We start from the raw sequence: 13872 nt of genomic DNA, 5'->3' as shown, positions 1-13872 counted from the left end.
AGGCTGCGCCTTTTTCTTTTCTGCGGCCGATCCGGCCTCAGCGGCGGGTCTTGCCTGCGCCCGGCGCCGGGGTTTCCGGCTTTTTGCCGGTTCCCGTGCCCGTGCCGGTACCGGTTCCACCTGGGCGGCCGCCGAAGCCGGTGCCCATGTTGCGCTGGAAGTCCTGCCACATTTCCATGTTGCGCTCGGTCAGCTGGTTCATCATCGCCCAGGGGGTCTGGCCGAGGAGATTGCCCATCTGCTGGCGGAACTGCTGCTGCTGGTCCAGGAACACCTGCATGCTGCGCTCCAGGTAATTGCCCATGAAGCCCTGCAGCGAGTCGCCATAGAAGCGGATCAGCTGGCTGAGCAGTTGCGTGGACAGCATCGGTTCGCCGTCCTGTTCCTGGTCGGCGATGATCTGCAGCAGCACCGAGCGGGTCAGGTCATCGCCGCTCTTGGCGTCACGCACCTCGAAGTCCTCACCATCCAGGATCAGCTGGCGCACATCCTCTATGGTGATGTAGCTGGAGATTTCCGTGTCGTAGAGCCGGCGGTTCGGATACTTCTTGATAATGCGGGTCGCAGCCATGAAGCAGTCACTCATCACAGTAGGCGCGCAGCATGGCGCAGTGCAGCAGCCTATGCAACCGCCATAGGTAGCAAGGGGCCGCATTTATGTTGCGCAACATAGGGTGCAGCAATTCCGTCCTGCGCCGGGCGGTTGCCCGCATTCCACTTTCTGCCCGCGCCGCCGCCGGCGCAGCGCTGCGTTACCACCCCATGTGGTGGCCGCCGTTGATGTCCAGATTGGAGCCGGTGATCCAGGAGGCTTCGTCGTTGACCAGGAAGGCCACCGCGTACGCGATCTCCTCCGGCTTGCCGAGCCGGCCGGTGGGGATGTCGGCGATGATCTTGGCGCGCACCTCGTCCGGCACGGCCATCACCATGTCGGTGGCCACATAGCCTGGCGAAATCGTATTCACCGTGATCCCGAAACCGGCATTCTCACGCGCCAGCGAAATGGTGAAGCCGTGCATGCCGGCCTTGGCCGCCGCGTAGTTGGCCTGGCCGTACTGGCCCTTCAGGCCGTTGATCGAGCTGATCTGGATGACCCGGCCCCAGCCGCGGCGGCGCATGCCCTCGATCACCGGGCGGGTGACGTTGAACACCGAGTTGAGGTTGGTGTTGATGACATCGTGCCACTGGTCCGCGCGCATACGGTGGAAGGTGGTGTCGCGGGTGATGCCGGCGTTGTTGATCAGGATCTCGACCGGGCCCAGCGCCGCTTCAACGGCCTGGACCATGCGTTCGGCCGTGCCCGGCTCGGATACATCGCCCGGAAAGATCGCCACATCGCAGCCGCGGGCCAGCATCTTCTCGCGCCAGGCCTTGGCTTTGGCTTCGTCACGGTAGTTGGTGGCGACCCGATGGCCCTGGTCGGCCAGGCGTTGGCAGATGGCAGTACCGATTCCGCCAGTACCACCGGTGACCAGTGCGACGCGAGATGTCATGAGCAGCTACTCCGAAAGGCAGGGCCAACAAGGGGGAACAGGATTCTGCAACATCAGCGGGCAAAAGGGGCGGCTCCGTCAGCCGCTTGCCGCAGGGGGATGTCGCCCGGTGGCAAGCGGGCCGGATCGAAGCCGGCCACAGCCTGCTGCAGCCAACGGGTGACGTCCTCGATGCCCGCGACGATCGCCGGGTCCTGGCCCAGCTGCGCCCACGCGCGGCGCAGGGCCGGCAGCGGGGCGGCGGGGTCGATCGGCAGCGCGGCCTCGGATTTGGAGAGCTTGCGCCCATCGGGGCCGAGCAGCAGGGGCAGATGCAGGTAGCGCGGGGTCGGCAATCCCAGTGCCTGCTGCAGCAGGATCTGGCGTGGGGTGGAGTCGAGCAGGTCGGCGCCGCGGACCACGTCGGTCACGTGCTGCGCGCCATCGTCGACCACCACCGCCAGCTGATACGCCCAGTAGCCGTCGGCCCGGCGCAGCACGAAGTCGCCGACCTCGGCGTGCACGTCCTGCACGACCCGGCCCTGCAACCCGTCATCGAAGCCCACCACGCTGCCGGGCGGCACCCGCAGCCTCACCGCTGGCTGCGCACGCGTGGTACGCGCAACGCAGTGGTGATGGATGCCCCCCTGGGCGGCCAGCTCCGTGCGGCTGCAGTGGCAGGCAAAGGCCTTGCCCTCGCGCAGCAGCCGGTCCAGCGCGTCTTGGTAGAGCGCATCGCGCGCGCTCTGATGGATGATGGGGCCGTCACTGCACAGTCCGAAGGCGGCCAGCGCGGCCAGTTGGCCGTTCACCGCACCGGGGACCGTTCGAGGAGGATCGACATCCTCCACCCGCACCAGCCAGCGGCCGCCGGCATGGCGCGCGAGCAGCCAGCTGCCCAGCGCCGCCAGCAGGGAGCCGGGGTGCAGCGGGCCGGTGGGGGAGGGCGCAAAGCGCCCGCAATAGGAAGAATCGGACATGGACTATGAATCGTCGGTCAGTTTGCGACTTGAATTCAAGCTGAAGTCACCGCAGATTTGCACTCATCAACCTCCAACGAGCGTCCTTTTCCCATGTTCAGTCGCATTGCTCTCTTCCTGCTGACCAACTTTGCGGTGCTTATCCTGGCCGGCATCGTGATGTCGGTGCTGGGTGTCAATCCCAATCAGATGAGCGGTCTGCTGGTCTTTGCCGCCATCTTCGGCTTCGGCGGCTCGTTCATTTCGCTGCTGCTCTCCAAGTTCATGGCCAAGCGCTCCACCGGTGCGGTGGTGATCACCGAGCCGCGCAACCAGACCGAACGCTGGCTGCTGGCCACCGTCGAGCGGCAGGCCCGTGAAGCCGGCATCGGCATGCCCGAAGTGGCCGTGTACGAAGGGCCGGAAATCAATGCCTTCGCCACCGGCGCCAACCGAAACAAAGCGCTGGTCGCGGTCTCCACCGGCCTGCTGCACAACATGAGCGAAGACGAGGCCGAAGCCGTGCTCGGCCATGAAATCGCCCACGTCGCCAACGGCGACATGGTCACCATGGCCCTGCTGCAGGGCGTGCTCAACACCTTCGTGATCGTCCTGGCCCGCATCGTCGGCGGCTTCATCGACAGCGCCCTGTCCGGCAACCGCGAAGGCGGCGGCCGCGGCTTCGCCTACTACATCATCGTGTTCGTGCTGGAGATGGTCTTCGGCCTGTTCGCCACCATGATCTCGATGTGGTTCTCGCGTCACCGCGAATTCCGCGCCGACGCCGGTGGCGCCCACCTGGCCGGCCGCCAGAAGATGATCGCCGCCCTGGAACGCCTCAAGGTCAACCACGGCCAGAGCACCCTGCCGACCCAGATCGCCGCCTTCGGCATCGCCGGCGGTGCCGCCAAGAAGCTGTTCATGAGCCACCCCCCGCTGGACGAGCGCATCGCCGCCCTGCGCGCGGCCAACAACACCGTGGTGTAACTCTCTCCGCGGTGCGCTGACCAGAACGCCCGGCTTGCGCCGGGCGTTTTTGTTCCCGCAAACAACAACGGCGCCCGAAGGCGCCGTTGTCAGGCAGACCAGATCCAGCCCGATCAGAACTTCGCGTCGAACTCGGCCGCGTAGCCCGTATTGACCAGCACCTTCTGCAGCGCATCGCTGATCTTCACATTGCCGGCCACGATCTGCTGCGTCTCCGGACCCCGGCTGTCCATGCGGGCCGGCGTCGCACCCTTGAAATCGCATACGCGGCCACCGGCCTCGCGGACCAGCAGCACACCGGCCGCGATATCCCAGGCCTTCACGCCGGCCTCGAAATACGCATCGGCACGGCCACAGGCCACATAGGCCAGATCCAGCGCTGCCGAACCGGTGCGGCGCACATCTTCGGCCTGCACCAGCAGCGCGTCCACGGCCTTCAGCTGCGCGCTCGTGCGCTGACGCTCACGCGGGGCAAAGCCGGTGTGGATCATCGCGCCGCCCAGATCCTTGCGTTCGGCGATACGGATACGGCGGTCGTTGAATACCGCGCCAGCGCCACGGCTGGCGGTGAACAGCTCATTGCGGAGCGGATCGAAGATCACCGCGTCGATCGGCTCGCCGTTCTCGACCAGGGCGATGGAGACGCAGTAATGCGGGAAGCCACGCAGGTAGTTGCTGGTGCCGTCCAGCGGATCGATGACCCACATGTAACGGTTGACCGACTGCACGCCACCTTCCTCACCCATGATCCCGTACTCGGGATAGGCGCGCTTGAGTTCCTTGACGATGACCTTTTCCGCATCTGCATCGACTTCACTGGCATAGTCCATGCGGCCCTTCTGCACGACGTTCAACGCCTCGAGCTTGTTGATGTTGCGCAACAGGACGTTGCCGGCGAGGCGGGCGGCCTTGACCATGACGGTGACGGCGGGTTTCTGCATGGCGAAAAGCTCCCGTAAAGGCAGAGTAGGGGTTTGGCGGGGGAAAAGAGCGGTCCCGGCGCAGAGGCCGGTCGCACAGTTTACCATTTGTCGCTGTCCTGCTCGCATTTGGCCTGTTCATGTCCGTACAAACCGCTCCCGCCCGCATCCGCTTCGTCCTGGTCGGCACCCAGCACCCCGGAAACATGGGGGCGGCCGCACGTGCCATGAAAACCATGGGCCTGGGCCGCCTGGTCCTGGTCGCGCCCGAGAAACCGCTGGATGAGGAGGCCTTCCGCCGCTCGGCCGGGGCCGAGGATGTCCTGGGCGATGCCCCGGTCGTGGCCACCCTGGCCGAGGCCGTGGCGGACTGCCGCTTCGTGCTGGGCTGTACCGCCCGCTCGCGCCGGGTCCAGCTGGAAGAGCTGCTGCCGGCCGTGGCCGCCCAGCGCGTGCTGGCCAAGGCCGCCGAGCCGGCCGAGGTGGCCTTCGTGTTCGGCCGCGAGCGCACCGGCCTGACCAATGAGGAGCTGCAGCTCTGCCATGCGGCCGTGCACATTCCCTCCAACCCCGAGTTCAGTTCCTTGAACCTGGCCGCCGCGGTGCAGGTGCTGGCCTATGAAGTGCGCATGGCGATCCTGGGCGCAGCCGACGCCCCGGTCGCGGCCCCGGCCGATCCCGGTTTCGGCGAAGCGCCGGCCAGCCATGCCCAGGTCGAAGGCCTGTTCGGCCAGCTTGGCGACACCCTCGATGAGATCGACTTCCACAAGGGCCGTGCGCCTGAATCGGCGATGCGCAAGCTGCGTCGCCTGTTCCTGCGCACCGAACTGAGTGAACAGGAAGTCCGGCTGTTGCGCGGCATCCTCTCCGACGCGCAGCGCATGGCGAGATTGGCGACGAACAAGCCCCTGTAAGCTGACGCAGTTCTCATTTTTTCGGGTAGTCTGTCTCGATTCCTTGGGGGGAGTGATGGGCTTGTCGGGACTGCGAAGGCTGCTGCAGAGCGTAGTGCTGTGTCTGGCCATCGCCGCGATGACCGGCCCGGCATGGGCCGGGCCCGCCCATGTGCTGGTGCTGGGAAGGATCAGCGACGACCCCAGGTCACACTATGCGCAACTGCAGCCCCTGCTCGATTACGTGATTCCGCGCATGCACGACGTTGGCATCACCGAGGGCCGCATCCTGATGGCGCGCGATACCCAGCAGATGGGCAGCTACCTGCGCCGCGGCCGCGTCGACTGGGTGACCGAGACCTCCGGCACCGCCGTCGCGTTGGGCCAGCGCAGTGGCGCCAAGCCGTTGCTGCTGACCGAGCGCAGCGGCGTGCGCGAGTACCACACGGTGTTCTTCGTGCGGCGCGACAGCCCCGTGCGGACGCTGGAGGACCTGCGCGGGCACACCCTGGCGTTGCAGAACATGGCCTCCACCAGTGCCTATCTGGTGCCGGTGATGACCTTGCTGCAGCATGGCGAGACGCCGGAGATCCTCGCCTCGATCGGGGATGTCGCCGCACCGGACACCGTCGGTTACGTGTTCGCCCGGTCGGAAGCGAACATCGCCACCTTCGTGCACAAAGGACTGGTGGATGCGGGGGCGGTGAGCAGCGTGGACTGGTCCGATGGCAAGCGCATCCCGGCCAATTTCCTGCGCGATTTCCGCATCATCCATCGAACCGAGCCGTATCCGCGTGCGGTGGAGATGGTGCGCGAGGGGTTGGATCCGCAGGTGCGCGACCGGCTGCAGCAGGTGTTGCTGGAGGCGGCCTCCGATCCGCAGGCGCAGCCGGCATTGAAAACATTTTTTGGTACGTCCGGGTTCCATCGGGTGGATGCGCAGATGCAGCACCGGCTGGATGAATTGAAACAAGGCTTGACGCGCGTGCGGATGGAAGTGGAATGAGTCGCTTGGGTTCGGGAATGCAGGCCCGCTTCGTGCTGGCGATGAGCGGTGCGATGCTGGTCGTGGTGGCGATCGTGGCCGTGGTGCTGGGGCGCCAGGCGACGATGCAGGACGAGGTGCAGCATCTCAGCGGCACGGTCATCCATGACCTGTTCGACCGCAGCGTGCGCAGCCGTGGTGAAGCACTGGCGCGCGAGTTGTCCGATGCGCTGGCCAACCCGCTGTACTACAACGATCTCGAGCAGGTCGGGGCGCTGGTACGCAACACCTCCCGGCAGCAGGTGGTGCGCTATGTGCTGGTGTTCGACGAGAACGGCAGGCTGATCCACGACGGCACGGTGGACGTGCTCGAGTTCGGCCAGCCGATGAGCGATCCGCTTGCCGCGGGCGCGGCCGGTGCCCGCGGGCTGGTGGTGCAGCAGTCGCCCAGGGTGCTCGACAACGCGATGCCGATCATGATCGGCAACCAGCGGATCGGCGGGGTGCGGGTGGGCATGGCGCTGGACGATGTGCAGGCCATGGAACAGCAGGCCAACCAGACCCTGGGCGACCGCCTGCAGCAGGTCGGCAAGCGCCACCTGGGCTGGCTGCTGCTGATGCTTGGGCTGCTGGTCGGGATCGGTGCGGTGGTGATCATTTACGTGCAGCGCACCCTGGTGACGCCGATCCGCTGGCTGGCCGGGGCCGCCCGCCAGATCGAGGCGGGCGATTACACCCTGCAGATGCCGGAAATCCGGCGCCAGGATGAAGTTGGTGAGCTGATGCGCGCGTTCGGCCGCATGAGCCAGGCGATCGCCCGCCACGACCGCGAAGTCCGGCACATGGCCTATACCGATGCGCTGACCGGGCTGACCAACCGGCTGGCGTTCCGCGAGGCGCTGGACCATCGCCTGATGGCCGCGCGGGCCTCCGGGCAACGGCTTGGCCTGCTGTTTGCCGACATGGACGACTTCAAGCGCGTCAACGACACCCTCGGCCATGAGGCCGGCGACGAGGCGCTGCTGCAGTTCGCGCAGCGGATCAGCGCGGCCGTTGCCCAGGCCGGCGGCGATGAAGCGCTGCTGGCGCGCTTCGGCGGCGATGAGTTCGTGATCCTGATCGGGGATGGCGATGTCGCCGCTGGTGCGCGCGAACTGGCCGAGATCCTCGTGCGCGAACTGGGCAAGCCGCTGGTGGTGCAGGGCCGGGAGCTGTTCCTGGGGACCTCGATCGGCGTCACCCTGTTCCCCGACGATGCCGCCGACGCCACCACGTTGCTCAAGAACGGCGACATCGCGATGTACCAGGCCAAGATGGCGGGCAAGAACTGCTACCGCTATTACAGCCGGGCGATGGATCATGCGGTCGAGCGCCGCGTGCACATGGAACAGGAACTGCGCGGCGCCTGGGAACGGGGCGAGCTGCGGCTGGCCTACCAGCCGATCTTCCGCACCCGCGACCGCCGCATGGTCGGCGTGGAAGTGCTGCTGCGCTGGCAGCACCCGACCCTGGGCACGATTCCGCCGTCGGTCTTCATCGAAGTAGCCGAGCAGAGCGGTCTGATTGAAGTGATCGGCCCGAAGGTGCTGCGCGCGGCCTGTACCGAGGCGGTGCAGTGGCCGGTGGGTGTCGACGGGGAAGGGGTGTTCGTCTCGGTCAATGTGTCGCCCCGCCAGCTGCGCGGCGGCGAACTGCCGGCCCTGGTGGCCGACTGCCTGCGCGACACCGGTCTGCCGGCCTCGCGCCTGCACCTGGAGCTGACCGAAACGGCGGTGATCGGCGATGAAATGCTGGCCGCCGCGCTGCTGGACAAGCTGCACCGGACCGGCGTGAAGGTGTGGCTGGACGATTTCGGGACCGGCTTCTCCGGCCTGAGCCACCTGCGCCAGGTGCCGGTGGACGGGGTCAAGATCGACAAGAGCTTCGTGGCCGACATGCAGCGTGACCCGGACGACCTGGCGTTGACCACGGCGATCATCGCCATGGCCCATGCCCTGGGAATCACCGTGGTGGCCGAGGGCATCGAGCAGGAAGTGCAGTTCGACCTGCTGGCCCAGCGCGGCTGCGACCTGGCCCAGGGCTACTGGCTGAGCCACCCGGTCAGCGCGACCGAAGTGGTGCAGCTGCTCGAATCGGGCAGCTGATCAGACCGGGCGCTTGCTGCTGTCGCCGGAGATTTCGCGGACCAGCTTGGGCACCAGGTAGCCGGACAGGCGCGCGGTGAGCTGCGCATGCAGGCCCTTGGCGGTGTCGTCGTCCACTTCGAAATGGGCCACGCCCTCGACCCGGTCCACCTGGTACAGATAATAAGGCAGCACGCCGGCGGCGAAACTGCGCTCGCTCAGTGCCTGCAGCGCCTCGATCGAATCGTTGACCCCGCGCAGCAGTACCGCCTGGTTGAGCAGGGTGGCACCGGCGCCGCGCAGGCGCGCCATCGCAGCATCCACGGACGCATCGAATTCGTTGGCATGGTTGGCATGGATCACGAACGCTACCGGCCACGGCAGCGAGGCGATCCACTGCCCCAGTTCGTCATCCACGCGCTCGGGCAGGACCACCGGCAGGCGACTGTGGATGCGCAGGCGGCGCAGGTGCGGGATCTGCTTGAGCGCCTGGGTCAGCTCGACCAGCTTGTGCGTGGCCAGCGACAACGGGTCGCCGCCGGACAGGATCACCTCGTCGATATCCGGGTCCTGGGCGATCGCGTCGACCGCATCGCGCCAGCCCTCGCGGGCGGCGTTCTCGGTGCCGTAATCGAAATGGCGGCGGAAGCAGTAGCGGCAGTTGATCGCGCAGCTGCCGGTGGTGACCAGCAGGGCACGGCCGCGGTACTTCTGGATGACCCCGGTGGCCTTCTTGGCCGCACCGTCGCCCACCGCGTCCAGGCTGAAGCCGGGCACGACCTTCAGCTCGTCGGTGATCGGCAGGACCTGGCGCAGCAGGGGGTCATGGCGGTCGCCGTGGCGCATCCGGGCCGCGAAGCCCTGGGGCACGCGTACCGCGAACTGGCCGGCCGCCTCGTCCGAGACCCCCAGTTCCACCGGATCCAGCCCCAGCTGCCGCAGCAGTTCGCGCGGGTCGCGGATCGCCTCGCGCCACCGTTGCTGCCAGCGGACGGGGGCGGCCAGGGGCGTGGCGGAAAGCTGCATGGAATGGGGGCCTGCGGTTATCATGTGGGTCAGAAATATCGAGTCACCCCACCGGTGTCGGTGGGATTTCCCATTCTATCCGGCTCGCCGCGCCTGCGCGGCGTTTGCCCATTCAGGAGTTTCAGCATGGCCACTGTTGGCATGAACGACGTCAAGAACGGGATGAAGATCCTGGTCAACAATGAACCAGCGGTCATCACCGAGACCGAATACGTCAAGCCGGGCAAGGGCCAGGCCTTCACCCGCATGAAGTACCGCTTCATCAAGTCGGGCCGCGTGGTCGAAATGACCATGAAGGCGACCGATGACGTGGAGAAGGCCGACGTCGTGGATACCAACATGGACTTCATGTACAGCGACGGCGAGTTCTGGCACTTCATGGACCCGGAATCCTTCGAGCAGGTCCAGGCCACCAAGGCCGGCATGGGCGGCGCCGAGAAGTGGCTGAAGGGCGAAGAGTCATGCATCGTCACCCTGTGGAACGGCGAGCCGATCTTCGTCCAGCCGCCGAACTTCGTCGAGCTGAAGATCACCGAGACCGATCCGGGCGTCCGTGGCGATACCTCGGGCGGCGGCGGCAAGCCGGCCACCCTGGAAACCGGCGCGGTGGTCCGCGTGCCGCTGTTCGTCAACCAGGATGAAATCATCAAGGTCGACACCCGCTCGGGCGAATACTCCGCACGCGCAGGCAAGTAATCCGGCGAAGCCGGATTACGGTAGAGCCGACCGTTGGTCGGCTGCAGTGCCGACCGGCCACCGCATCCGGTAGAGCCGACCGTTGGTCGGCTGCGGTACCGGCCGGCCACCGCATCCGGTAGAGCCGACCGTTGGTCGGCTGCGGTACCGACCGGCAACCGCATCCGGTAGAGCCGACCGTTGGTCGGCTCTACCCCCCAAGCGTCCCGGTCGCCCACGCCTTCGGGTCGTCCGCCCAGCACAGTGAGCACGCATGACCGACACCGCCCGCATTCCCGAAGCCTGTGACCTGTTGATCGAAGCCGGTTACGTGGTCCCGATCGAGCCGCATGCGGTGGTGCTGGAAGACCATGCCGTGGCCGTGCGGGGCAGCGAGATCATCGCGATCCTGCCGCGTGCCGAAGCACGCGAGCGCTTTGCGCCGAAGCAGACCGTCTCGCGCCCGGAGGCGGCGCTGATGCCGGGCCTGGTCAACGCGCATACCCACAACCCCATGACCCTGCTGCGGGGCGTCGCCGACGACCTGCCGCTGATGGTCTGGCTGCAGCAGCACATCTGGCCGGTGGAAGCGGCGGTGATCGGGCCGGAGTTCGTGGCCGACGGCACCACCCTGGCGATCGCCGAGATGCTGCGCGGCGGTACCACCTGCGCCAACGAAAACTACTTCTTCTCCGACGTCCAGGCCGCCGTCTACAAGCAGCACGGGTTCCGTGCGCTGGTCGGTGCGGTGATCATCGATTTCCCGACCGCCTGGGCCAAGACCGACGACGAGTACTTCGCCAAGGCCGGCGAACTGCACGACCAGTGGCGCAACGATCCGCTGATCGGCACTTCGTTCGCGCCGCACGCGCCGTACACCGTCAACGATGCCAATTTCGAACGCGTGCGCATGCTGTCCGACCAGCTGGACATGCAGGTTCACCTGCATACGCATGAAACCGCGCAGGAAATCAGCGACTCGCTCAAGCTTCACGGCCAGCGCCCGCTGGCGCGCCTGGACCGCCTGGGCCTGGTCAACGACCGCCTGATCGCGGTGCACATGACCCAGCTGACCGAGGCGGAAATCCATCTGTGCGCCGAGCGTGGCGTCAGCGTGGTGCATTGCCCGGAATCCAACCTCAAGCTGGCTTCCGGGTTCTGCCCGGCCTGCGCCCTGCAGCGTGCCGGCGTGAACCTGGCGATCGGCACCGACGGCTGCGCCAGCAACAACGACCTGGACATGTTCAGCGAGAACCGCACCGCGGCGATCATGGCCAAGGCCGTCGCCAACGATGCCACCGCGCTGGACGCGGCCACCACGCTGCGCGCGGCCACGCTGGGCGGCGCCCGCGCGCTCGGCTTCGGCGACCGCATCGGCTCGATCGAGGTCGGCAAGCAGGCCGATCTGGTCTGCGTGGATCTGTCCGCACTTGAAACCCAACCGCTGCACCATGTGCTCTCGCAGCTGGTCTATGCCGCTGGCCGCCATCAGGTCAGCGATGTCTGGATCGCCGGCCAGCCCAAGCTGGTCCAGCGCGAACTGGTCGGCATGGACACCGCCGCGATCGTCGCCAACGCCCGCCAGTGGCGCGAGCGTATCCGACACATCCGTGCTTGATGCACCAAGGATCCCCATGAATACCCCGCATGCGTCCACCAATTTCGATCAGGCCGAACTGGACAAGTTCGCCGCGCTCGCCAACCGCTGGTGGGACGTCGATGGCCCGCAGAAGCCGCTGCACGCACTGAACCCGGTGCGCCTGCAGTACGTCGCCCAGCGCGTGACCCTTCGCGGCGCCCGCGTGCTCGATATCGGCTGTGGTGGCGGCCTGCTCAGCGAAGCACTGGCCAAGGAAGGCGCGGATGTCACTGCGATCGACCTGGCCCCGGAGCTGGTCAAGGTGGCGCGCCTGCACGGGCTGGAGTCCGGCGTTACCGTCGACTACCGCGTGCAGGCCGCTGAAGACCTCGCTGCCGAACAGCCGGGCAGCTTCGACGTGGTCACCTGCATGGAAATGCTGGAGCACGTGCCGGACCCGGGCGCGATCATCGCCGCCTGCCACCGCCTGCTCAAGCCCGGCGGCCAGCTGTTCCTGTCCACCGTGAACCGCACCCCGGCCGCCTTCGCCGTGGCGATCGTCGGCGCCGAGTACGTGGCCCGGCTGCTGCCCAAGGGCACCCACCACTACCAGGATTTCATCAAGCCGGCCGAGCTGGGCAAGTGGCTGCGCGAGGCCGATTTCAACCTGCGCGATGTCAGCGGCATGGCCTATGAGCCGTGGCGCAACCGTGCCCGCCTGAGCACGCGCACCGACATCAATTACCTGGCCCACGCGGTCAAGCCGGACGACGCCGCAGGTGTCTGAGTCCAGTTTCCCGCCGGCGGTGCTGTTCGATCTGGACGGCACTCTGCTGGACAGCGCACCGGACATGCTGGCCACCGCCAACGCGATGCTGGCCGCCCGCGCGCGCGCGCCGATCACCCTGGACGCACTGCGCCCGGTGGTCTCGAAAGGCTCGCGTGCGATGGTCTCGGTGGCGTTTCCCGAGCTGGACCAGATCGAACGCGATGCGCTGGTTCCTGAATTCCTGGAGCGCTACGAAGGCCTGATCGGCCAGCACGCCATGTTGTTCGATGGCATCGCTGGCATGCTCGACGCGCTCGATGCGGCCGGCTGTGTCTGGGGCATCGTCACCAACAAGCCCGAATACCTGGCCCGGCTGATCGTGCCGCAGCTGGGTTGGGAACAGCGCTGCAAGGTGCTGATCGGCGGCGATACCCTGGCCCAGCGCAAGCCGCATCCGCTGCCGCTGCTGGCCGCTGCCGAACGCATGGGCATCGCCCCGGACACCTGTGTCTATGTGGGCGATGACGAGCGCGACATCGTCGCCGCCAACGCCGCCGGCATGGCGTCGGTCGCCGCCCTGTGGGGCTACCGGTTGGACGCCGACGATCCCATGGCCTGGGGTGCCGACACCCTCGTCGCACTGCCCGAACACCTGCAACATGCCAAGGCGTGGCCGCTTCCGCGCACGCTCTAGCCTTTCAAGGAATACACCGTGAGTACTTCCAGCGCCCTGGACAGCTTCCTGGACAAGTGGCGGACCCGCTGGCCCGAGTGGCAGGTGGCCGAACGCTTCGTGCCCGAGAGCCAGCGCACCCTGGTGGTGGCGTGGTTCTCGCTGCTGCAGGAGTTCGACGACATCCTCAATACCGCCGGCGACCCGATGCCGTCCGATGCCAAGCTGGCGTGGTGGGGTGAGGAGCTGCGCAGCTGGTCCGTGCAGCGCTCGCGCCATCCGCTCGGCCGGGTGCTCGAGCCGGTGCGCGCGCCGTGGGCACAACTGGCCGAGACCCTGCCGGATCTGATCGAAGCGCGTGCCGTGCCGGTCGATCCGGCGCAGGCACTGCGTTCGCTGCAGGCCTATGCGGCCGCGGTGGCCGCGGTGGAAGCGGTGATGTTCGAGACCCCGGCGCGTGGCGATGTCGCTACCCCGGTGCTGGTGCAGACCCTGGCCCAGCGCCTGCACGAGAGTGGCGTGGCGGCCATTCCGCGTTCGCTGCTGGCCGAGGATGACACCGCCGCGCCGCGCCGGTGGGCGCAGCAGTTGCTGGCCAAGTGGCCGGCCCGGGTTGCCGGCCCGCGCCCGCGCCGTCTGTACGCCGCCCTGGCCCGCGCCCGCCAGCTGACCTGGGTGCAGGACCGCCAGTACCAGGCGACGCCGATGCGTACGCTGTGGCTGACCTGGTGGGCTGCGCGGGGGTGACCGTTTCTGGTGGGTGCGGACGTTGGTCCGCACGCTCTGTGCGATCGTGCCGACCAAGATCGGC

14 protein-coding genes are annotated in these 13872 nt (G+C 67.2%); 9 read left to right on the top strand and 5 right to left on the bottom strand.

Going from position 1 to position 13872, the window contains the following annotated elements:
- Nucleotides 1-37 precede the first annotated feature (37 nt).
- The 3 genes from phaR to gluQRS form a co-directional block, all read right to left on the bottom strand.
- Complete coding sequence (gene phaR / locus ACTT2I_RS11690; protein WP_088432576.1) at nucleotides 38-571, bottom strand: polyhydroxyalkanoate synthesis repressor PhaR; 534 nt, start codon at nucleotides 569-571, stop codon at nucleotides 38-40.
- Nucleotides 572-752: 181 nt separating this feature from the next.
- Nucleotides 753-1493: an acetoacetyl-CoA reductase gene (gene phbB / locus ACTT2I_RS11685; RefSeq protein ID WP_088432577.1), complete on the bottom strand. Its 741-nt coding sequence runs from the start codon at nucleotides 1491-1493 to the stop codon at nucleotides 753-755.
- Between the two features lie 53 nt (nucleotides 1494-1546).
- Nucleotides 1547-2452, bottom strand: coding sequence for a tRNA glutamyl-Q(34) synthetase GluQRS (gene gluQRS / locus ACTT2I_RS11680; protein WP_421099318.1), 906 nt, complete (start codon nucleotides 2450-2452; stop codon nucleotides 1547-1549).
- A 93-nt stretch (nucleotides 2453-2545) separates the two neighbouring features.
- Between gluQRS and htpX the strand changes: the two genes are divergently transcribed.
- Entirely contained in the window at nucleotides 2546-3418 is an 873-nt protein-coding gene (gene htpX / locus ACTT2I_RS11675) for a protease HtpX (protein WP_088432579.1), read from the top strand.
- A 113-nt stretch (nucleotides 3419-3531) separates the two neighbouring features.
- Here htpX and ACTT2I_RS11670 read toward each other — a convergent pair whose 3' ends face one another.
- Entirely contained in the window at nucleotides 3532-4359 is an 828-nt protein-coding gene (locus ACTT2I_RS11670) for an inositol monophosphatase family protein (RefSeq protein WP_019182815.1), read from the bottom strand.
- Between the two features lie 119 nt (nucleotides 4360-4478).
- Here ACTT2I_RS11670 and ACTT2I_RS11665 point away from each other — a divergent pair, with 119 nt between their 5' ends.
- The 3 genes from ACTT2I_RS11665 (at nucleotide 4479) to ACTT2I_RS11655 (ending at nucleotide 8360) form a co-directional block, all read left to right on the top strand.
- On the top strand, nucleotides 4479-5252 hold the full coding sequence (locus ACTT2I_RS11665; RefSeq protein WP_293980439.1) for an RNA methyltransferase: 774 nt from the start codon (nucleotides 4479-4481) through the stop codon (nucleotides 5250-5252).
- 61 nt (nucleotides 5253-5313) lie between these two features.
- Nucleotides 5314-6237, top strand: a complete 924-nt coding sequence (locus ACTT2I_RS11660) for a phosphate/phosphite/phosphonate ABC transporter substrate-binding protein (protein ID WP_421099319.1) — start codon at nucleotides 5314-5316, stop codon at nucleotides 6235-6237.
- Complete coding sequence (locus tag ACTT2I_RS11655) at nucleotides 6234-8360, top strand: putative bifunctional diguanylate cyclase/phosphodiesterase (RefSeq protein ID WP_421099320.1); 2127 nt, start codon at nucleotides 6234-6236, stop codon at nucleotides 8358-8360. Before ACTT2I_RS11660 ends, ACTT2I_RS11655 begins: the two co-directional genes overlap by 4 nt.
- On the opposite strand, the gene epmB is transcribed toward ACTT2I_RS11655, so the two are convergent.
- Nucleotides 8361-9365, bottom strand: coding sequence for an EF-P beta-lysylation protein EpmB (gene epmB, locus ACTT2I_RS11650; protein WP_088432583.1), 1005 nt, complete (start codon nucleotides 9363-9365; stop codon nucleotides 8361-8363).
- 126 nt (nucleotides 9366-9491) lie between these two features.
- On the opposite strand from epmB, the gene efp reads away from it, so the two are divergent.
- The 5 genes from efp (at nucleotide 9492) to ACTT2I_RS11625 (ending at nucleotide 13808) form a co-directional block, all read left to right on the top strand.
- Entirely contained in the window at nucleotides 9492-10061 is a 570-nt protein-coding gene (gene efp / locus ACTT2I_RS11645; protein WP_019182820.1) for an elongation factor P, read from the top strand.
- A gap of 253 nt (nucleotides 10062-10314) precedes the next feature.
- On the top strand, nucleotides 10315-11658 hold the full coding sequence (locus ACTT2I_RS11640; protein WP_421099321.1) for a TRZ/ATZ family hydrolase: 1344 nt from the start codon (nucleotides 10315-10317) through the stop codon (nucleotides 11656-11658).
- A gap of 16 nt (nucleotides 11659-11674) precedes the next feature.
- Entirely contained in the window at nucleotides 11675-12406 is a 732-nt protein-coding gene (ubiG, locus tag ACTT2I_RS11635) for a bifunctional 2-polyprenyl-6-hydroxyphenol methylase/3-demethylubiquinol 3-O-methyltransferase UbiG (protein ID WP_088432585.1), read from the top strand.
- On the top strand, nucleotides 12399-13082 hold the full coding sequence (locus ACTT2I_RS11630) for a phosphoglycolate phosphatase (protein ID WP_443096677.1): 684 nt from the start codon (nucleotides 12399-12401) through the stop codon (nucleotides 13080-13082). The genes ubiG and ACTT2I_RS11630 overlap by 8 nt, the downstream gene beginning before the upstream one ends.
- An 18-nt stretch (nucleotides 13083-13100) precedes the next feature.
- Nucleotides 13101-13808, top strand: a complete 708-nt coding sequence (locus ACTT2I_RS11625; protein ID WP_088432587.1) for a squalene/phytoene synthase family protein — start codon at nucleotides 13101-13103, stop codon at nucleotides 13806-13808.
- Nucleotides 13809-13872: the final 64 nt, after the last annotated feature.

The sequence above is a fragment of the Stenotrophomonas sp. PUT21 genome (assembly GCF_052232875.1).
GTDB lineage: Bacteria > Pseudomonadota > Gammaproteobacteria > Xanthomonadales > Xanthomonadaceae > Stenotrophomonas > Stenotrophomonas maltophilia_N.
This window is presented reverse-complemented; position numbering and strand designations above follow the sequence as displayed.

Excerpts from the sequence above, each read along its gene's own strand:
- phaR (WP_088432576.1), bottom strand. The coding sequence starts at position 571 with ATGGCTGCGACCCGCATTATCAAGAAGTATCCGAACCGCCGGCTCTAC.
- phbB (WP_088432577.1), bottom strand. The coding sequence starts at position 1,493 with ATGACATCTCGCGTCGCACTGGTCACCGGTGGTACTGGCGGAATCGGT.
- gluQRS (WP_421099318.1), bottom strand. The coding sequence starts at position 2,452 with ATGTCCGATTCTTCCTATTGCGGGCGCTTTGCGCCCTCCCCCACCGGC.
- htpX (WP_088432579.1), top strand. The coding sequence starts at position 2,546 with ATGTTCAGTCGCATTGCTCTCTTCCTGCTGACCAACTTTGCGGTGCTT.
- ACTT2I_RS11670 (WP_019182815.1), bottom strand. The coding sequence starts at position 4,359 with ATGCAGAAACCCGCCGTCACCGTCATGGTCAAGGCCGCCCGCCTCGCC.
- ACTT2I_RS11665 (WP_293980439.1), top strand. The coding sequence starts at position 4,479 with ATGTCCGTACAAACCGCTCCCGCCCGCATCCGCTTCGTCCTGGTCGGC.
- ACTT2I_RS11655 (WP_421099320.1), top strand. The coding sequence starts at position 6,234 with ATGAGTCGCTTGGGTTCGGGAATGCAGGCCCGCTTCGTGCTGGCGATG.
- epmB (WP_088432583.1), bottom strand. The coding sequence starts at position 9,365 with ATGCAGCTTTCCGCCACGCCCCTGGCCGCCCCCGTCCGCTGGCAGCAA.
- efp (WP_019182820.1), top strand. The coding sequence starts at position 9,492 with ATGGCCACTGTTGGCATGAACGACGTCAAGAACGGGATGAAGATCCTG.
- ACTT2I_RS11640 (WP_421099321.1), top strand. The coding sequence starts at position 10,315 with ATGACCGACACCGCCCGCATTCCCGAAGCCTGTGACCTGTTGATCGAA.
- ubiG (WP_088432585.1), top strand. The coding sequence starts at position 11,675 with ATGAATACCCCGCATGCGTCCACCAATTTCGATCAGGCCGAACTGGAC.